16 protein-coding genes and 2 pseudogenes are annotated in these 18812 nt (G+C 47.4%); 16 read left to right on the top strand and 2 right to left on the bottom strand.

The window, feature by feature from the left end; genetic code table 11:
- The first annotated feature begins 37 nt into the window (after positions 1–37).
- From MHB46_RS04005 to MHB46_RS03995, 3 genes are all read left to right on the top strand, one after another.
- Positions 38–1522 carry an aminotransferase-like domain-containing protein gene (locus MHB46_RS04005; protein ID WP_341161679.1) on the top strand — a complete coding sequence of 495 codons (1485 nt, stop codon included), beginning with the start codon at positions 38–40 and terminating at the stop codon, positions 1520–1522.
- Between the two features lie 108 nt (positions 1523–1630).
- Entirely contained in the window at positions 1631–2560 is a 930-nt protein-coding gene (locus MHB46_RS04000; protein ID WP_341163683.1) for a D-alanine--D-alanine ligase, read from the top strand.
- A gap of 1 nt (position 2561) precedes the next feature.
- Positions 2562–3746 carry an aminotransferase class I/II-fold pyridoxal phosphate-dependent enzyme gene (locus MHB46_RS03995; protein ID WP_341161678.1) on the top strand — a complete coding sequence of 395 codons (1185 nt, stop codon included), beginning with the start codon at positions 2562–2564 and terminating at the stop codon, positions 3744–3746.
- A gap of 213 nt (positions 3747–3959) precedes the next feature.
- On the opposite strand, the gene MHB46_RS03990 is transcribed toward MHB46_RS03995, so the two are convergent.
- Positions 3960–4541 (bottom strand): TetR/AcrR family transcriptional regulator, encoded by a 582-nt coding sequence (locus tag MHB46_RS03990; protein ID WP_134902881.1) that lies wholly within the window; start codon positions 4539–4541, stop codon positions 3960–3962.
- 217 nt (positions 4542–4758) lie between these two features.
- On the opposite strand from MHB46_RS03990, the gene MHB46_RS03985 reads away from it, so the two are divergent.
- The 7 genes and pseudogenes from MHB46_RS03985 (at position 4759) to MHB46_RS03955 (ending at position 10302) form a co-directional block, all read left to right on the top strand.
- On the top strand, positions 4759–5868 hold the full coding sequence (locus MHB46_RS03985; RefSeq protein ID WP_341161677.1) for an NADH:flavin oxidoreductase: 1110 nt from the start codon (positions 4759–4761) through the stop codon (positions 5866–5868).
- Positions 5869–6116: 248 nt separating this feature from the next.
- A pseudogene (gene cas1, locus MHB46_RS26195) lies at positions 6117–6540 on the top strand (CRISPR-associated endonuclease Cas1); the annotation flags it as partial.
- 536 nt (positions 6541–7076) lie between these two features.
- A complete protein-coding gene (locus MHB46_RS03975; protein ID WP_341161676.1) occupies positions 7077–7247 on the top strand; it encodes a hypothetical protein in 171 nt (56 codons plus the stop codon).
- A 331-nt stretch (positions 7248–7578) separates the two neighbouring features.
- Positions 7579–8973 carry a helix-turn-helix domain-containing protein gene (locus MHB46_RS03970; protein WP_341161675.1) on the top strand — a complete coding sequence of 465 codons (1395 nt, stop codon included), beginning with the start codon at positions 7579–7581 and terminating at the stop codon, positions 8971–8973.
- 363 nt (positions 8974–9336) lie between these two features.
- Positions 9337–9504 (top strand): aspartyl-phosphate phosphatase Spo0E family protein, encoded by a 168-nt coding sequence (locus tag MHB46_RS03965; protein WP_019687040.1) that lies wholly within the window; start codon positions 9337–9339, stop codon positions 9502–9504.
- 105 nt (positions 9505–9609) lie between these two features.
- Positions 9610–9803: pseudogene (locus MHB46_RS03960) on the top strand (XRE family transcriptional regulator).
- A gap of 124 nt (positions 9804–9927) precedes the next feature.
- Positions 9928–10302, top strand: a complete 375-nt coding sequence (locus MHB46_RS03955) for a DnaJ family domain-containing protein (protein WP_076264218.1) — start codon at positions 9928–9930, stop codon at positions 10300–10302.
- A 64-nt stretch (positions 10303–10366) separates the two neighbouring features.
- On the opposite strand, the gene gluQRS is transcribed toward MHB46_RS03955, so the two are convergent.
- Positions 10367–11362, bottom strand: a complete 996-nt coding sequence (gene gluQRS, locus MHB46_RS03950; RefSeq protein WP_341161674.1) for a tRNA glutamyl-Q(34) synthetase GluQRS — start codon at positions 11360–11362, stop codon at positions 10367–10369.
- 323 nt (positions 11363–11685) lie between these two features.
- Here gluQRS and hrpB point away from each other — a divergent pair, with 323 nt between their 5' ends.
- From hrpB to MHB46_RS03920, 6 genes are all read left to right on the top strand, one after another.
- Positions 11686–14214, top strand: a complete 2529-nt coding sequence (gene hrpB, locus MHB46_RS03945) for an ATP-dependent helicase HrpB (RefSeq protein WP_341161673.1) — start codon at positions 11686–11688, stop codon at positions 14212–14214.
- A gap of 119 nt (positions 14215–14333) precedes the next feature.
- Complete coding sequence (locus MHB46_RS03940) at positions 14334–14921, top strand: general stress protein (protein WP_103047817.1); 588 nt, start codon at positions 14334–14336, stop codon at positions 14919–14921.
- A 270-nt stretch (positions 14922–15191) separates the two neighbouring features.
- Complete coding sequence (locus MHB46_RS03935) at positions 15192–16364, top strand: acyltransferase (RefSeq protein ID WP_341161672.1); 1173 nt, start codon at positions 15192–15194, stop codon at positions 16362–16364.
- 142 nt (positions 16365–16506) lie between these two features.
- Positions 16507–17145 carry a CatB-related O-acetyltransferase gene (locus MHB46_RS03930; protein WP_341161671.1) on the top strand — a complete coding sequence of 213 codons (639 nt, stop codon included), beginning with the start codon at positions 16507–16509 and terminating at the stop codon, positions 17143–17145.
- Between the two features lie 264 nt (positions 17146–17409).
- A complete protein-coding gene (locus tag MHB46_RS03925) occupies positions 17410–17772 on the top strand; it encodes a helix-turn-helix transcriptional regulator (protein WP_013310011.1) in 363 nt (120 codons plus the stop codon).
- 19 nt (positions 17773–17791) lie between these two features.
- Positions 17792–18796: a Gfo/Idh/MocA family protein gene (locus MHB46_RS03920; RefSeq protein ID WP_061830313.1), complete on the top strand. Its 1005-nt coding sequence runs from the start codon at positions 17792–17794 to the stop codon at positions 18794–18796.
- Positions 18797–18812: the final 16 nt, after the last annotated feature.

Raw genomic sequence — 18812 nt, 5'->3', positions numbered from 1 at the left:
TCTTGTATGCCATCATTATAGGGGGAGGCGATGAAGGATGTTCCAGGATTTCAAGCTCGTAAGTGACCGCCCGGTCTCGATACAAGTAAAAGAATACGTCAATCGTTTAATTATAAAAGGGGCGCTTCAGGCGGATCAGAAGCTACCTTCCACACGAGAAATGAGCGTTCTGCTTAAGGTGAGCCGCAATACAGTCATTGCAGCCTATGAAGGCTTGGAGGATGACGGATTTACGTATGCGATTCCCGGAAAGGGTAGTTATGTGGCCGCTATGGTGGGCCAGTCGGCCGTAGATAACGGAGGATCTGACGGTTCTGCCACCTGGGAGATCGACTGGAAGGCAAGAATGAACGAGTATGCTGTATCGGCTGTTGATCTGGATATGATGAAGCAGGGCATTCGTGCCCAAAAGGGAACTATCTCGTTCACAAGCATCGCTCCGGATGAGCAGCTGTTTGATCTGGGGGATGTAAGGCGAGCTTTTATGGATCGGATGGCAATCGAAGGGCAGGTGCTGCTCAACTACGGCTATGCTAAGGGCTACAAGCCGCTGATTGATTACCTGATGCATTATATGGAGAACAAGGGCGTTGATATAATTGGCAAGGATATGCTGATTACAGGCGGTTTTACAGAAGGCTTTGACATTGTGCTGTCGGCTTTACGTCCTTCTGCACGCCGCGGAGCGGCAATTTGTGAAAATCCGACCCATCACACAGCGATCAAAAATTTGAAGTTGCAAGGATTTGAGATTACCGGCATTCCGATGGAGCGTGACGGTATTGATGTGGAGCGGCTAGAGGAGGTACTGCAGACCAATAGCTTCGATTTGGCCTATTTGACTCCTTCCTATCACAATCCGACAGGCATCGTCATGTCGCCGGCAAAGCGCAGCGCTGTTATGAAGTTAATGGCGCGCCATCAGATTCCGGTGATCGAGGATGGATTCAATGAGGAGCTACGCTACTCGGGAGCGCATGTTGCGCCCTTAATAGCGACAGCAGGGCAAGGGAACGGAGTAATCTATATAGGCAGCTTCTCCAAGGTGCTGTTCCCTGGCTTGCGAGTAGGCTGGGTGCTTGGAGACCGAGCACTGATTGACACTCTGGAAAGCATTAAGCGTGCGCGCACCATTCATACCTCAACAATCGATCAATCGATTTTATACCAATATATGCTTAACGGAAATTTCGATAAACATGTAAAAAAAGCACGTACAGAGTATAAACGCAAATATGAGCTTACAAAGGCATGCTGTGAAGCACATCTTCCTGAGGCACAGGTGTCTGGTGACGGGGGCTTGCATTTATTCCTTACCTTCCCGACAGACGTAAATACACGCCAGCTGCTAGAAGCTTGCACAGAACAGGGCGTCATTTTCACACCGGGAGACAAGTTTTTTATTCAAGAAGGCGAAGGGACGAATACATTGCGGCTTGGGTTTTCACGAGTAACAGATGAAAATATCGAACGGGGTATTCAAATAATCGGTAAACAGACGCGTAACTTTCTTAAGGCATAAGGATTAAGAAAAGAGCTATAGAGACGGAATGTTGTTCTGAAGAAGCACTAGCGATCGGATGAACATCCGTAGCCACATAAAGATTTTGAAGAAAAATGAGGTGTCATGATGAAAATTGGCGTTATTATGGGCGGTATTTCCTCTGAGCGTGAGATTTCTCTGCAGACAGGTCAAGAGATGATCAATCATTTGGATCGCAGCCGTTATGAAGTGGTTCCAATGGTGATCGAGCAGCGAGCGGATTTAATCGTGCAGGTCCAGCAGGCAGGCATCGATATCGCGCTGCTGGCACTGCATGGTCAGTATGGCGAGGACGGCACGGTGCAGGGAGCGCTGGAGACACTGGGCATTCCCTACACAGGCAGCGGTGTCCTGGCAAGCAGCTTATGCATGAATAAGCAGTTGTCCAAGACGCTGCTGAAGGCAGCGGGTGTGCATACGCCTGCAGGCCTTTGTTGGCAGGGGATGGACGATTATGATCCGCAGGTGGTGGAGCGTTTGGGCTACCCGGTTATTGTGAAGCCGAATACGGGAGGATCCAGCATTGGCATCCAGCTTGTACAAAATGAGAAGGAGCTGCTACCAGCTGTTCAGGAGGCTTGCAGCTTGGATCAAGCGATCTTGATTGAGCCCTATTATAAAGGGACGGAGATTACCTGCTCCATCGTAGATGGCGAGGTATTACCAATTATTAGCATTAGCTCGGCTCGTTCGAAGTGGTTCGACTACAAAGCAAAATATGAGGTCGGCGGTGCTGAGGAGAAGGTGGTCGAGCTTCCCCCCGTTATTGAGCAGCGTGTGCGCGAGGCGGCACTGGCCAGCTACCGGCTACTGCAATGTAAGGTCTATGCAAGGGTCGATATGATTTTGTGTCAGGATAGACCTTACGTGCTGGAAGTGAACACATTACCGGGAATGACCGCCAACAGCCTGCTTCCGAAGAGTGCGGCAGCTGCGGGTATAACCTTTACACATTTACTGGACCATATTATTGCCAGCTCGCTCCATGAGCGGAAACAGGAATGGAGGATGGCGTAATATGTTTAGTGAAAAGGGGACAGGGCGGTTTGTATCCTCGCGTGTACGGGATATTCGGCCATCGGGAATTCGCGCTTTTTTTGATCTGAATGCAGCAGGCGGAGGTACAATCGCCCTTGGGGTCGGAGAGCCTGATTTTGTTACACCGGAAAAGGTACGTGAAGCTTGCATTCAGGCATTGCGTGAAGGACAGACGAAATATACTTCGAATGCCGGCTTGATGGAGCTGCGGGAGGAGATCTCTGCTTATTTTTCCGGCAGCTTCGCGCTTTCCTATGACCCTGAGCAGGAAATGATTGTGACGGTGGGGAGCAGTGAAGCCGTCGACCTGGCGCTGCGAGCAGTGATCGATCCGGGTGACGAGGTGCTGATTCCAGCGCCAAGCTATATTGCCTATGAACCCATTACCCATCTGCATGGTGGTAAAATTGTAGAGGTGGCGGCTACGGCAGAGGAGCAATTCAAGCTGACCCCGCAAGCGCTGCAAGCGGCAATTACACCTCATTCAAAGGTTTTAATGATCAATTATCCTTGTAATCCGACTGGGACAGTTATGACGGAGCAGGATTGGATGCCAATTACAGAGCTCATTATCAAACATAATCTGGTCGTCATTTCGGATGAAGTGTATGCCGAACTGACTTACGGGAGAAAGCATGTCAGTATCGCCTCCTTGCCGGGCATGAAGGAGCGTACGATTGTCATCAGCGGTTTTTCCAAAGCATTTGCGATGACAGGCTGGCGGGTAGGCTATGCGTGCGGTCCGCATGAGCTGATTGCCGGCATGCTGAAAATCCATCAGTACACAGCCATGTGTGCGCCCACCATTGCACAGATTGCCGCGCTGGAATCATTGCGCCATGGCTTGGCTGCCAAGGATGAGATGATGGCGAGCTACAACGAACGTCGCAAGCTGTTTGTGGCAGGCTTGAATGCAATCGGGCTTGCTTGTCATGAGCCTGAAGGGGCTTTCTATGCCTTCCCTTCAATTACTTCTAGTGGCATGTCATCTGATCAGTTTGCACTTCGTATGCTGAAGGAAGCGAAGGTGGCGGTCGTACCGGGACATGTATTCGGATCAGGCGGAGAGGGCTTTATTCGCTGCTCATATGCAGCCTCGCTCGTCGATTTGGAGAAGGCGCTGGAACGGATGGGAAGGTTTATGCAGGTAATGCAGCCGGTATGATGAACAGGGTTAATAACTCGAATTTTGCCGAACGTCTTTATGAAATATTTTACAATACCTTTATGTTTTTTGAAAACATAAAGGTATTTTTCTAGGGCGTGTATTCAAACTATAAATCATAGTTAAATGATGGTAAATTGAGATATGAAAAGACGATACGAAATACGCGACGATCAATGGGATCAAATTAAAAAACGATCATGCCATTTTGCATTAATTAAACATGTGGAACCCGTCGGTGATCAGCGGCATTACCCGCACAGCCAGCTCGGAGGGGGGCTCTGTTCTTCCCTCCAGGTTCCAGCGGTAGGTAACACCGTATAAAGACCAGCTTAACAGGGTTGCTGCGGTTGCGAGCGACTTCGAGTCCGCAGCGGCGTCTGCTCCAGAGATCAGCTGAAGGGTGAGTTTCTCAAGATGCAGCTTGATATTTTCTTCAAGCAAGAGGGCCACTGAATCGTATTTCTTGAAGCAGTGGTGGCTTGTTTCATGGTAATTACATAATGCCACAATAAGCTCCAGAAGCGTCTTCTTCGTCAAAGGTCCTTTCGTATCGACTTTACAGACTACCATATTCGTAAATGCGTCCAGCAAAAAGGCTTCGAACAGCGCATATTTATCCGGGAAATGTGCATAGAAGGTCGCCCGGTTAATCGTGGCTGCCTTGGTGATGTCACCGATAGTTATCGAGTTGAAGTCCATGATGTTCAACTGCTGGATGAAAGCATCCAGAATTAATTGACGTGTCCGAATGACGCGCGGGTCGTTTGGATTGGGAGGAAGTACACCAGCCATCCTTTGAACACTCCTTTTCAGTAAAGATACTAATCTCTTATTATAAACATGTGTTGAATAGACAACAATTATTATCTCCCAATACGACAGTTTTTTTCACTTCTTGCTTAAGCAACAAATTAGTCGGATTGTTGGTTGAAGCGGGAACAGGAGCTTGATACTATTGCACTCATATCCACTTTGAAAATAATTATTGAAACTATAGGAGGCGTTATTCTTGACTAAAGAGCAGCAGCAAACTCATTCACTGGAGGCCTTATTTGAACCTCATACGGTTCATCAATTAACTATACCTAACCGGATTGTAATGTCGCCGATGGCGCGTGCTTTTGCACCGGAAGGAGTGCCGGGTGAGGATACTGCCGCCTATTACCGACGCCGCGCAGAGAACGGGGTAGGGCTCGTCATCACCGTAGGCATGATTGACCATCCGGCTGCAACAAGTGAGCCCGGACTTCCTAGTATCTTTGGCGAAGCCGCTTTGAACGGCTGGAGGGAAGTGGTCAGACAGGTCCATGAGTCTGGAGGGGTCATATTCCCGCAGTTATCGCATATGGGGATGATTCGCCCCGTGGGTTCCCAGCCTTACCCGGACGCTCCGTCGATTGGGCCTTCGGGACTGGATATGCAGGGGAACAAAGTAAGCGAGCCGATGACGGAAAAAGAAATTGCCAAGGTCATCCAATCCTTTGCCGATGCGGCAGTAAATGCACAGCAGGTTGGCTTCGACGGAATTGAGCTGTCGGGCGGTCACGGCTTACTGATCGACCAATTCTTCTGGAAGAAAACCAATCAACGGACGGACCGCTATGGCGGCGATTTCCTGAAGCGTACCCGGTTTGCAGCCGAGATTGTCCAGGCAGTCCGCGCTGCCGTCGGCCCGGATTATCCGATCTCCATGCGCCTGTCCCAGTGGAAAATGGCAGATTATACGGCGAAGCTGGTAGATACGCCGGAGCAGCTGGAGCAATTCCTGACTGTGCTGGTACAAGCGGGCGTAGACATTTTTCATATCTCGACGCGCCGATTCTGGGAACCGGAATTTGCAGGTTCGGAGCTTAGTCTTGCCGGATGGGTGAGGAAGCTCACCGGGAAGACAACGATTACTGTTGGCTCCGTAGGCATGGACAATGATCCCGCAGATGGAGAGGAGGCAGACAACCAAGGACTGAAGGAGCTGCTGAAGCGGCTGGATAACTGTGAGTTTGATCTGGTAGCTGTCGGACGCGCGCTCCTGGGTGATCCGGCATGGGCGAAGAAAATCCGGGAGGGACGGACAGAGGACATTCTAGCCTTTACTCCTGAGTCTGCAGCCAATCTGTATTGATTGCGTGCTTGTCATAAGAAGGTGACATAAGAAAACCAAACAAGCAGGTTAAGACATCCAGTCTTGATCCGCTTGTTTGATTTCATAAATTAGGGTGATGGTATATTGTATAAAGACAATGTAAACAACCAAACGAAAACAGATGGACGATAAGATCAGAAAAAGAATACACTGACGAAGACGATTGCGGCCTGCTATCCCCAAACCGAAATCCAAAAGTGTATCAGGCTGTGCGGTTTGGAAGGACGGCGACGGTTCAGTACAATTCCGTTAGGATGGGCTGATCTTACAGCAAAAAGATGATTTTCACTTCCATGGACACCATAAACGCCCGCCGTTTGATAATGTGAATGCCCTATTTTCTTTTGCCTATACACTGCTGTCCAACGATATGAAATGGGCACTGGAAGCTGTGGGCTTGGATGCTTATGTAGGTTTTCTGCATAGAGGTTGTTCAGAGTGAGCCTTATTGGCATTGGATGTGATGGAAGAACTTCGAGAAGTATATGCCGGCCGTTTTATCCTTACATTGATTAATAAGAAAAATGATTAAATAAAAGATTTTACAAAAAAAGAAAACGGGGCTGCCATGATAAACGATGTTACAAGGAAAAATCGTAATGAAGGCATGGCACAATGAAACAGGATAGGATTATTTATCCCTATGTGAATGTATTTCGGATTTTACCCAATTCGACGTTTAAAGTACGAACTCGAAGAGTTGATAGACAAAACAGAAGACAGCTTGCGCTTCTACAACTTAGAAGATAACTACAAAAAGAAAGTGGATCATATAGGGGCCAAAGAAGCTTACGATATGGAAAGGACGCTGATTCTGTAAGGTGCGAATGTGAAGCTCACATAAAAATCCCGGGTCCTTCGCACCTCGAAAAATGTCGAAAAGCAATTGAATCGGTTGCCTTTAGAAAAGGGCAATGGTTGATCCAAGCCTTTTTGGCATCGTTTTTTGCGAGAATGTGTGGAATTGATATCATTAGGGTATGAATTACTGCATTTTCGCTGTCGCACTCCATGTGAGTGCGTGAATGATATGAAAAAAGAAGTCTTATTTCGTGGCCTGCCCAGCAGTGAATAAGTGCAAATTTCTTTTTAACGGATTCCTTATTCGACAAATTCCCCCTTACTTTTATGCAACAATTAACTAGCATTTACAATGGTTGAAGTATAAATTAAGGTGGGAGTTGCTTATGAGAATTTCCATGAGTAAGTTTCTAAAGCGCTATTTGGGCTACGCAATAGGTATAGGGTTATTTTACGCTTTGGGATATCAGATGAGCGCTATGGGAATCTATGCAATTTTGACAGGAATTGTGATTGGAGAAATAATCAACTTCGCATTATCAAAGCGAGAGAAATGACCTATGTATCCCTTGATTTGCATCAACATCAGGGGATTTTTCATGTAATTAAAAGGTCCAACAGAGTTTCTGCATGGGACCTCTATATCATTTACTGGTGAGAATGACATGGGGAAATGAATCCGTCATGTCAACATTGTGAAACCTTTTATTTCGGCAATCCAATTTTACTTTTGCTATTCGTTTTCACAATCTTCCCTTGTGTGTAAGTTATGCTGAATTTTCGTTATAAACATTAGCTGCATAATATATTGACAGATGGTTAATTATGGAGAAGAATAGAGGGTGATTTTTAAAATAATGGAATTTTTATGTGAAGGGTGGTTATGACTTGAAGCATACACCTACGATTTCAGCGGAGTTTGAGGATTATCTAAAACAAAATGATATGACGTTGAGTCAATTTGCCGAATATTCAGGGGTTCATCAAAGAACGCTTAGTCATTGGATTACTCAGCATCGTCCTGTTTCTGTACAGCAGCTAGACCGAATTACTGTGGCTATGGATTTGCTGGAAGGCTATTTTTACGATCTATACATAGAAAATTACATCATTGACCTTTCCCCGAATTTTAGGCGAATTGAGCCATTATTGTATCGTTGTGCGGAGCTGGACAAGCTGGATGCAATCCGTCGAATGGTTGGACATATCATGGATAATCCGCTATATGCGACCAGGCTATTTGATGTTGCAGAAGCATTATTTGAACAGGGACGACATGCTGCTGCGCTGCCTCTCTATGAGAATGTCGCAGAAGTGGAGAAATATCAGCATTCTGAACGCTTGGCCATCTGCCAATATCGTATATTCTCGATTCAAGTTGGAGACGATCAGAGCCGTAATCTCAAGGCAGCAACGCTATTTGAACCCTTCGTGGAACGTCTGGATGAAATAGACCAGCTTGATGCTTTAAAAGATTTGGCGAATGTGTATCGTTCTTTGCGCTTATGGGACAGGCTTGATGTGACCGCTCGAAAAATGAGAGATAAAGCGGAAATCCAATATACATTAGATCATCAGCAGAAAAAACGAAAGCCTGCGGAACTAGAAAAGAGGCTGAGCCGTCCATTGTTTGTGTACATCACCTATTCTGATTTATTGTGTGCCAGTGTATATGAGGACAAAGGAGATTATGAGCAGGCATTAGAATATACATACGCTTACGCTAATTTAGATTGGGTCAAAGAGACAGACGAGGATACTCTGCATTGGATTAAACTATTTCAAAATTGGGCGCTATGTAATACTTACGTTAATAAATTATTATCTGGAGATATAAGTGTGCTTCCGGATTATGTTGAATATATTAGTGTATCATCAAACACCACTAAAGAAATGGTTACTCAACTATTGAATATTATGATGGCGGCTAACCGATTTCAAGTTGATGTGGATGAAGTACTTAAGCAGTTCGAAACGGAGATAGATTCGATCACCCAACAGCAACCATCTGCTGATATGTACACTCATCAAGTGGTTCCAGAACAATTAACGCGTTTTAAATATGAACTGGCTAAATACTACTTAAATAAAGGTAATTATTCATATGGATTTAAAAATTTACTAGACGTTTTATCTAAATCATTAATCATTAACAAAGAAGCCTTTTTCATTAGCTGCATAAGATTATTTGAGCAGTTCAAACAATTTGCAGACTTTAGATTGTGTACAAAGTATGAAAGTTTAGTTAGAGAAGGGCGAAAAGAAAGATTATTTTATTATTAATAGTTATTAAACATTTCTCAGTATTTATTCCAAGCTGAATAAAATAAAATGTATATGGAAAACGAAGAAGGCAGAATGTTGCTGTGCAAGTAATGCGGTCGCATTTGCCATGGATTTTAACCCTATCTGACTTTATTCATGAAATACAGGGGCGGTGACGATGGGAAGCAACATCGGGCTGCGTAGCAAAGCAATAGTTGAATTTTAAGTTCATCTTGTAGGAGTCTGTGGCACTTTAAATAAACATAAAACGCCAAAAAAGTGCCTCTGGAATGCTCCAGAAGCACTTTTTTTGTCGAGCAAATTTTCAAAAAATCCAAAAATTTACGTTTTGTATTAGGATATGACACAGAAGGGGGAATCATGCTGATGAATCCAGGTGTGACTTTACTTCGTGTCGAACGGGCCAGAAAAAGACTGTACCAAGTCCAGAAGAAATACGGATTTTTAACGCATCCCAAAGTGATTGAACAATCCATGAAACTGGATGAACTATTGAATCAATACCAAACCTGCAAAATGAAATCTTAGCTAATGTGTGTGCATGACGCGCTTTTAAAGGAAGAAGACGAACTCCAATCCCCAAACCCCAATCAAAATTCTAAATCCTATACTTATGAAGAGGTGATAACGTTGTTGAACAAACGAAATCCTGTAACTCCTTTTGGCTGGAAAATCAAAGAAAAGCTAGTTGAGAGGCAAATGGATCAGAGAACATTTGTGATACCTATCATATTCCTGCTAGCCGTTTGTCCAATCTCATTCACGGAACACGTAAGGCCAAAAAATATAGAGTGCAAGTATCTCAATTGCTTGGGATCGAAGAATAACCCCCTTTCTCCTTTATGTAAACAGGACATACTAATGATATGTAAGCTACAGTGGCAAAGGACTCCAGGTTTCTTTAATATAGATTGTACATAGGATGTTTAATACAAGGAGTGGAAAGGGGCGATGGGGATGTTCTCCAGAATGGCAGAGCAGAAGATTGCCGAGGCGATGGCCAAAGGTGAATTTGATCATTTACCGGGAGAGGGCAAGCCACTGGTGATCGAGGATTTGTCACATGTTCCAGAGGAGCTGCGGATGTCGTACAAGCTGTTGAAGAATGCAGGCATTTTACCGGAAGAGCTTCAGTTACAAAAGGAATGTGTCCAGTTACGTGATTTGCTTCACGCTTGCCATGAGGCAGGAGAGCAACAGCGGATCAGTCGCAGGCTGACTGAAAAATCACTACGTCTCCGTATGCTGCTGGAGGAAAGAGGGCTGAATACGTCATCTGTATTTTATGAATATGAGTCCGCTATGCGTAAGCGACTGGAGGAATAGAAGCGAGAGGAGCAAAGGGCGGAATGCCCTTGCCCGTACACTTTAATCTCCGTGCTTTACCTCATTACCGTTGCAGTGCAGATAATCTCGTGAGGCATTGTTTCGTCAGGATGACAGGTTCTTTGGGCAGTTTGTCCAAATGAAAGTCATCGATTAAATCCACAGCCTTCACAGGCTCAGGTGAATCCAGCAGCCCTGAAAAATAGGCGAGCCAGCCAATGACTGCTTCCGGTGTGACCCCTTGTCGGCGCATAGCTCGGAGTGCTACGCCACCATGTCGTTTGGCCAGCCTTCGCCCATCAGGGCCTAGGACAAGGGGAACGTGTGCAAAACGTGGCGGCTGCAACCCCAAAGCTTGGTACAGCAATAGCTGGCGGGGAGTCGAATCGAGAAGATCATACCCGCGTAGTACGTCGGTCATATGCATATCCGCATCATCGACAACGACAGCCAGCTGATAGGAAAACATGCCGTCGGCTCGTTTGACGATAAAATCGCCCCCCTCAGCCGCACCAAAGGCCACATGACCTGCTACCTGATCATGAAACGAAATAACGGCATCTGTATGTTGCGGTACTTTAAAGCGAAGTGAAGGGAGTTTATGCTGTGCTTTGGCTACTGCATCTTGAGAGCTAAGGTTACGACATACCCCCGAATACGCAGGCCCTTCACCAGACAGTCCATGTGGAGCATGGGCGGCGGCCAGAATGTCGGCCCGACTGCAAAAACAAGGATACAGTAAATCTTGCCTCTGTAGTTTCTCCAATGCAGACTGGTAGCGTTCCAGCCGTTGGCTTTGAGTGTAGGAACCGTAGGGACCGCCTATGTCGGGTCCTTCGTCCCAATTCAGCCCGATCCAGCGCAAGTCTTCCATAATCCCTTGCGCCAACTGGCTGCGAGCTCGCGTCATATCAATATCTTCCATGCGCAAAATATAGGTTCCGCCCAGGGAACGAACGTGCAGCCAGGATAATAAGGCAGTACGAGCGTTTCCTAAGTGTATCCATCCCGATGGTGTTGGGGCAAATCGCCCTCTGATGGGTTGGGCCTGTAATTCCATACGAAAGTGACCTCGATTCTATGTTCCGTCCTTCAGCAATCCATATCAAACTACATTATAAAACGATCTTGCCGCGAGTGCATCCCGACAGGTATAGGAGCTAACACAGAAAACTTACATAGCTGCGATGGCCAGACGGGAAATTTAAATATCTGTATAATAGATTTAGAAGAATTATGCACGACAGACCGAAGAGAAGTCCCAGAGGGCAGCTTAGCATTTTCTATTCAGTGCTCGATAATTACAGGTAATGAAAAATTCACAATAATAAAGAAATTAAAACTTAGATTCTACGCATCAAGCGTATCATTGGAGAGATTTCATTGACAGATAAACAACTGCCTATTATGCAAGTGATCCCCGAGCTTAAACATACACTGCAATCCCATTCGGCGGCGGTACTGATTGCACAGCCGGGAGCGGGGAAAACGACGGTAACACCTCTGGAGCTACTGCATGAGCCGTGGCTGGCAGGGCAAAAGATGATTATGCTGGAGCCGAGGCGTTTGGCAGCGCGTGCAGCAGCAGCGCAAATGGCAAAAGCGCTCGGAGAGCCCACCGGGAAGACCGTGGGTTATCGGGTTCGTATGGATACAAAGGTAGGGCCAAACACACGGATTGAAGTGGTTACGGAAGGCGTACTGACCCGGATGCTGCAACATGATCAGGCGTTGGAGGGAGTCGGCCTGATTATTTTTGATGAGTTTCATGAACGCAGCCTGCATGCAGATTTGGGATTGGCACTTGCCCTGCAAAGCCAGGCACTGTTGCGACCGGATTTGAAGATATTAATCATGTCTGCCACCCTGGAGGCAGAGCCTGTATGTAGATTATTAGGGGATGCGCCATTGCTGGAATGTCCAGGCACTGTATTTCCGGTAAAAACCTTTCATATATCCAAACCTTCGTCAACTTCATTAGAGTCCTTTACGGTTGAGACGGTAGAAAAGGTACTCCATGCTCATGAAGGTGATCTGCTGGTGTTTTTACCAGGGGCTAGAGAAATTCACAGAACGGAACGAGAATTGGCTTCAAAGCATTTACCAGCACATGTCAAGGTCATTCCGCTGTATGGGAGCATGAAGCTGGAGCAGCAGGATGAAGCAATACGCCCGTCGGCTTCGGGCAGTCGAAAAGTGGTATTGGCCACTTCAATTGCCGAGTCTAGCTTGACCATCGCCGGAATCACGGTGGTGATCGACAGCGGACTATCGCGGGAGTCTGTATTTTCCGCGCGAACCGGCATGAGCCGTTTGACCACGGTCAAGGTGTCCAAGGCCTCCGCCGATCAGCGGCGCGGACGGGCGGGCCGCCTCCAGCCGGGCGTATGCTACCGGCTGTGGAGCGCGCAGGAGCAAGCCGCGCTCCCCGATGCCAGCCGCCCGGAAATCGCCGCGGCGGATCTGGCCCCGCTCGCGCTGGAGCTAGCGGCCTGGGGCGTGCGCGAGCCCGCCGAGCTGGCCTGGCTGGATGCCCCGCCTGAGGCGGCGTACCGCCAGGCCACAGGTCTGCTGCACCAGCTCGGCTGCCTGGGTGAAGCAGCCGATGGCACTACAGGCGGCATTACCGCGCATGGGCGCGAGGTGTCCGCCCTGGGCACGCACCCGCGCCTCGGGCACATGCTGTTGCGCGCAGCCGCCCTCGGCCTGGCACCAACTGCCAGCCGTCTGGCTGCGCTGCTGCAAGAGCGGGACCCGTTCCGCGCTCATGGCGGAACGGATTTACGCCCGCGACTGGACGCCTTGCGCGAGGCGACCCATGCCCGCAGCACCCACAGCCTGCTGCGGACGGCAGACGATACGGTGATTCGCCGTATCGTGCAGGAGAGCCGGCAGCTGCTAGCCACGCTGCCGACAGCAGCCGCAGCGCAGGACGAGCCTGATGGCTCCGCGGCTTGCGGGCTGCTGTTGGCCTTTGCGTATCCGGATCGGATCGCGCAGGGCCGGGGGGATGGCCGCTTTTTGCTTAGCGGCGGTCGGGGGGCGCGACTCCGACAAGTGGAGTGGATGTCGCGTTCGTCCTATCTCGTCGCCGCTGAAGTGGACGACGAGGGAGCAGACGGTGCCATTCAGTTGGCGGCACCAATTGAACTGCAAGAGCTGGTCGAGCATTGCAGTGAAATGCTGTTGGAACAAGCTAACGTATACTGGGATAGCTCCGCCTCAGCAGTGAGAGCCCGCAAAGTACTGCGGCTGGGCTCACTTGTCTTAAAGGAAACGTCCTATGAGCGACCTCCGGCAGAGGAAGTAGCTGCTGCCTTGATGCAGGGTGTCCGTGAACGAGGTCTAAAGCTGCTGTCATGGAATCGGCAAACCCTCCAGTTGCAGGCGCGTTTGATTTTTATGCACTTCTCGGCCCCTGAGGACTGGCCGGATTGCACGGAATCGGCATTGCTGGATTCTCTGGAAGCGTGGCTGCTACCTTTTGCTATAGGAGCCAAAAATGTATCCGATCTGCAACGGCTGGACAGTGCTGCATTGCTGCTTGGCAGGCTGGATTGGGAACAGCGGCAGCTGCTTGATCAGGAAGCGCCGACGCATATCCGCGTACCCAGCGGTTCCCGCATTCCTGTCGATTATTCAAATCCTGAGGCACCAGCGCTGGCCGTACGACTACAAGAGTTGTTCGGTATGGGGGATACGCCTCGTATTGGACGCGGACGTGTGCCAATTGTATTGCATTTACTGTCACCTGCCCAGCGACCTGTCCAAGTGACTTCCGACTTGTCCAGCTTCTGGAGCGAGGCTTATTTTGAGGTCAAAAAGGATCTAAAGGGCAGATATCCCAAGCATTATTGGCCGGATGATCCACTGGAAGCTGTGGCGACCAACAGAGCAAAGCCAAAGCGTTAAATAGAAGCTATTTTATGCTAATCGACTTTTTGAATTTTTGTAAAATCGTTTAAACGTCATAATAGTGGGGTAATGAAAAACGAACCACTCAACACTAAAATATTTGGGAGGTAACTATCATGGCTAATAACTTAAACGATTATAATGAAAAGAAAATTGTTGGTGTTTTTGATACAGAACAGGAAGCATCTCGTGCGATAGGACAATTGCAGAGCAAAGGAATTCCAAGCAGTGAGATTTCTGTGATCACCCGTGACCGTGACGAGCTGAGGACGATTAGCGAAGAGACAGGCACGAAGGCACCGGAGGGTGTAGCGACAGGTGCGGCTACAGGTGGAGTTGTAGGCGGTGTCGCTGGCTTGCTGGCAGGCATCGGGGCCTTGGCTATTCCGGGTATCGGACCTATCCTTGCCGCTGGACCTATCGCGGCTACTCTTACCGGAGCAGCTGTCGGAGCGGGAGCAGGTGGCTTGGTCGGTGGACTGGTCGGGCTGGGCATTCCAGAGGATGATGCACGTCAATACGAGACCTACGTCGATCAGGGCAAGATTTTAGTGCTGGTGGATTCCGCTGACCATCACAGGGATGTTTATGATATTTTCCGCACCAACCGTTCGCTGAATGCGGATCGTTACAGAACGTATGATGATACGGTGGCGGACACGCCGCGTACAGATGTGTACACAGATACTAGAAGGAACCTGTAAACACCTTACGGCTAGTTAAGAGAGTGATGTACAGTAGGCTTTCCTATTTCCTTTGCATATAGGTTGTTTTTACAGCAGCAGTCTCCCTGAGAGGGAGGACTGCTGCTTTTACATATTTTTACTCATTGATAAACCTGAGATAAACGATGCTTTGCATGCCGTTGGCACGTTTAACCTTCTATATATTTTTACAGAATTGTCGTTATAATAGATTGAGGATTTTGCAAAAATCCTGGATTTATAAATTGCTAGATGTAACAGGAGAGTGACATGAGTCAAAAAGAGAGAATTTCCGAAGTCGCTTTGCTGAGAGGGCTGGCTTTTGCGGCCGTTGTTCTTCAGCATTCCGTCGCACACTATGCGGTTGCGCAGGGGGCGCGCATCCAGGACGGGGTATTGATGACACTTTTACTGCTATGTTCCAAATTTGCAGTTCCTGTGTTTGTATTTATCACTGGAATGGTGTTATTTTACAATTATGATGGAGCCTTAAAGTACGGAACGTTTTTACGTAAAAGATTCATGGACATCATCGTTCCTTATATCATATGGTCTCTTTTATACGAATTGGGAAATCAGCTTGCCCAAAGTGGTGGATATATTCACCCACTTGATTTTTTCCAGAAGTTGTTGAACGGGAAAAGCAGCTATCATCTATGGTACATCGTTATGATTATCCAGTGTTATGTGTTATTTCCCGTGTTTCGTTATGCGGTCCGTCATTTGTCTGCGCTGCTGCCGTCAAAATGGCGACCCGCTGCATTGGCTGGATTCGGCGTGCTATATATTTTGCTCATGTTCGCCGTTGGACCCGTATACCAAGCGATGGATAAGCTCCAGCTTCCGGTTATTACCTCTTGGTTTACCCTGTACGCTGACCGGAATGTGATCTATTTTTTCTTTTATTTTGTGCTAGGAGCGGCAGCCGGGATGAACGTCAAGCGTTGGAATGCTTGGGTAACCAAAGCACAGATGATATACTGGCCGTTGTTTATCGTGATTACAGGCTACTTACTGTATGAGATGATCGGTCAGTTCCAGACGCCGCGAGGTACAGTTATTTCCTTTAACTATTTATCTCTGCTGCGTCCGATCATGGCTGTATATTGCGTTGCGTCTATTTTTGTAGCTTATCGGGTAGCGACGTGGATTGCTCATAAGGGGGGACGTGCGGCGAGTATGCTGACGGCCATCGGAACGTTGTCCTATGGAGCGTATCTCATGCATGCCTTTATGCTACGTATGACCTATTATTTTGACGAGACGTTGTTTGCAGACTGGAGTCACGTTCTTCGTACGCTGGCTTCATTCGTTCTCTGTATGATCTTTTCCGTTGCTGGAACATGGTTGCTGGCACGTTTGCCTCTGGGCAAATGGATCGTGGGGCTTCGGGTTCGTCCTCGCCCGAATGGAGGTCCGCCAGCCTTACAAAAGCAAGCCTGATTTGATAACCCAATCACATATGTTCACAAGAGTATCCCAACGCCAAGAAATAAGGCCAAGGGATACTTTTCTATCTACATTTGTTTAATAGTACACATACTGATAGACTGGATGTTCACATCCATATGGGGAGGGTCGCTGAATGAGTGGTCCAGATATAAGAAGCGTTTTTCCGATGAAAAATATTAGAAGTCTGTGTTTTTTGAACAATGTAGTGATTAATCCATATATCGAAATCGGGGATTATACCTATTATGACGATGATGATAACCCTTTGGATTTTGAGAAAAATGTCCTTTACCATTTTGATTTTATAGGGGACAAATTAAAGATTGGTAAGTTTTGCGCGATTGCAGCCAAAGCCAAATTCATTATGAATGGCGCTAATCATAATACCAATGCGTTTACCACTTTTCCTTTTGGAGCGTTTGGCGGAGATTGGGAAGTTGGTGTACCCAATTTAAGTGGGGGCTACAAAGGGGACACTGTGGTTGGAAATGATGTTTGGATTGGTTACAATGCTACCATTATGCCCGGAGTTCAAATTGGTGATGGCGCGATCATTGCGTCAAATGCCGTGGTGACAAAAGATGTTCTGCCATATTCCATTGTAGGAGGAAATCCCGCGAAGTTAATTCGTTATCGGTTTGATGAGGAAACTATAGCGATGCTCCAAACCCTGAAATGGTGGGACTGGGACATCCAAAAAATAACAGAATATATTCCTGTTTTGACAAGTAACGATACGGAGGCCTTAAAACAATTAATCCAGTCTTCGTAATCTGTAACTCTATTTTTTTAGCTTTAGTTACATTATTTCAACATATGAAAAATTCATAATAGCAAGAACAATAAAATCATTTCTCAGCGCTTCGCACACTACTCTATATCGCCTCATTCTATATCTCTCACCATCTTAAAACAGGTCACAAGGGATGGAGAGTTCTCATAAACTCTTATCTCATCAAAGGAAATAGTGTATGGACGCAGAGTGGTTTATAATGGAAGATAAGGTGCACGAATAAGGTGTGGAGGAGGCTGTGAAATGGCGTTTATGATATCCCAGCGGGCTTTTATCAAAATTTATCTGATCACAATGGTGGAGAGGCATCGCGGTTATGGATATCAGATGCTCGAATCGATGAAGGATGAGTTTAGTGGCTTTGGATATGTTCCGCCTCAGAGCGAGGTTTACCGGGCGCTGCATGAGCTGGTACAGGAAGGCGTTTTTTACCGTACCAAGCGATTGAAAGGAACAGACCCGCGCGTGGATTTTCAGGAGATTGTACTCTATCACTTTACAGATGATGGGGAGGAGAAAGCCCGATTGTACAAGAAGCAGGTCAAAGCTGATTTGGACCGTTGCTTAGGTATGCTGCATAAAGCGGAACAAGACAACTATTCCTAACCACGAAAGGATGAGAATGATGGGTAGAAAGCTGAAATGGGGAATTTTAGGCACTGCGGAGATCGCCCAAATCGCTGTAATTCCTGCGATTCAGCAATCCGAACGCGGAGAAGTGCTTGGGATTGCTAGTCGTAATGCGGATAAAGCCGCTGAGGCCGCCCGGGAGTTCGATATTCCGAAAAGTTATGGAAGCTATGATGAACTGTTGGCTGATCCTGAAATCGGAGCGGTGTATATTCCGTTGCCAAACCATCTGCATGAAGAGTGGACCATTCGGGCAGCGGAGGCTGGGAAGCACGTTTTGTGTGAAAAACCATCTTCTCTTAGCTCGGCTGGGACAAGCCGCATGATTGAAGCATGTCAACGTGCAGGAGTGATCTTTGCAGAGGCTTTTATGTATCGCTATCATCCCAAACATCGAAGAATTAAGGAAATTATCAATAGTGGGGAAATTGGTGACATTCGCGGCATCCATTGCACATTTACGTTTAACAATACCGATCAGGCAGATAATGTGCGCTTTAATAAAAACATGGGCGGCGGCTCGCTATATGATGTGGGCGTCTATCCGATATCAGCCGCTCGTATGTATTTGGACCGGGAGCCGGAGGCAGTGACGGTACATGCCTTATTTTCCCCGGAGCATGACAACGTCGATATGATGGCTTCCGGCTTGCTGGAATTTCCGGGTGGAGTCAACCTTACTTTCGATTGTGGCATGTGGGCAGCCAACCGTTCCAACATGGAAATTCTCGGTAGCAAGGGTACGATTGCGATGCCCAAAATGTTCGGTTGGGAAAGAACGTCTGTAGTACCGCAAATTTTCGTCCACGTCGGTTCGGTTACGCGTGAGGAACGTCTGAAAGGTTTTAATTCCTTTGAACTGCAAGCGGATGCTTTTGCTAAAGCGGTGCTTGACGGTGTCCCGTTGCCGTATGAGCCAGAAGATGCGGTGAGCAATATGAAGGTGATCGACGCTTGTATTGAGTCAGCTCGCAGTCGAAAACGGATAGAAATTGGATAAACGGGATCACCGTATT

The organism is Paenibacillus sp. FSL H7-0703, assembly GCF_038003485.1.
GTDB classification, from domain to species: domain Bacteria; phylum Bacillota; class Bacilli; order Paenibacillales; family Paenibacillaceae; genus Paenibacillus; species Paenibacillus polymyxa_B.
The sequence above is the reverse complement of the archived record's forward strand: the minus strand, read 5'-3'. Positions and strand labels throughout refer to the sequence as shown.

Coding starts and splice junctions, on each gene's coding strand:
- MHB46_RS04005 (WP_341161679.1), top strand. CDS start 38: ATGTTCCAGGATTTCAAGCTCGTAAGTGACCGCCCGGTCTCGATACAA.
- MHB46_RS04000 (WP_341163683.1), top strand. CDS start 1,631: ATGAAAATTGGCGTTATTATGGGCGGTATTTCCTCTGAGCGTGAGATT.
- MHB46_RS03995 (WP_341161678.1), top strand. CDS start 2,562: ATGTTTAGTGAAAAGGGGACAGGGCGGTTTGTATCCTCGCGTGTACGG.
- MHB46_RS03990 (WP_134902881.1), bottom strand. CDS start 4,541: ATGGCTGGTGTACTTCCTCCCAATCCAAACGACCCGCGCGTCATTCGG.
- MHB46_RS03975 (WP_341161676.1), top strand. CDS start 7,077: ATGAGAATTTCCATGAGTAAGTTTCTAAAGCGCTATTTGGGCTACGCA.
- MHB46_RS03965 (WP_019687040.1), top strand. CDS start 9,337: ATGCTGATGAATCCAGGTGTGACTTTACTTCGTGTCGAACGGGCCAGA.
- MHB46_RS03955 (WP_076264218.1), top strand. CDS start 9,928: ATGGGGATGTTCTCCAGAATGGCAGAGCAGAAGATTGCCGAGGCGATG.
- gluQRS (WP_341161674.1), bottom strand. CDS start 11,362: ATGGAATTACAGGCCCAACCCATCAGAGGGCGATTTGCCCCAACACCA.
- MHB46_RS03940 (WP_103047817.1), top strand. CDS start 14,334: ATGGCTAATAACTTAAACGATTATAATGAAAAGAAAATTGTTGGTGTT.
- MHB46_RS03935 (WP_341161672.1), top strand. CDS start 15,192: ATGAGTCAAAAAGAGAGAATTTCCGAAGTCGCTTTGCTGAGAGGGCTG.
- MHB46_RS03930 (WP_341161671.1), top strand. CDS start 16,507: ATGAGTGGTCCAGATATAAGAAGCGTTTTTCCGATGAAAAATATTAGA.
- MHB46_RS03925 (WP_013310011.1), top strand. CDS start 17,410: ATGGCGTTTATGATATCCCAGCGGGCTTTTATCAAAATTTATCTGATC.
- MHB46_RS03920 (WP_061830313.1), top strand. CDS start 17,792: ATGGGTAGAAAGCTGAAATGGGGAATTTTAGGCACTGCGGAGATCGCC.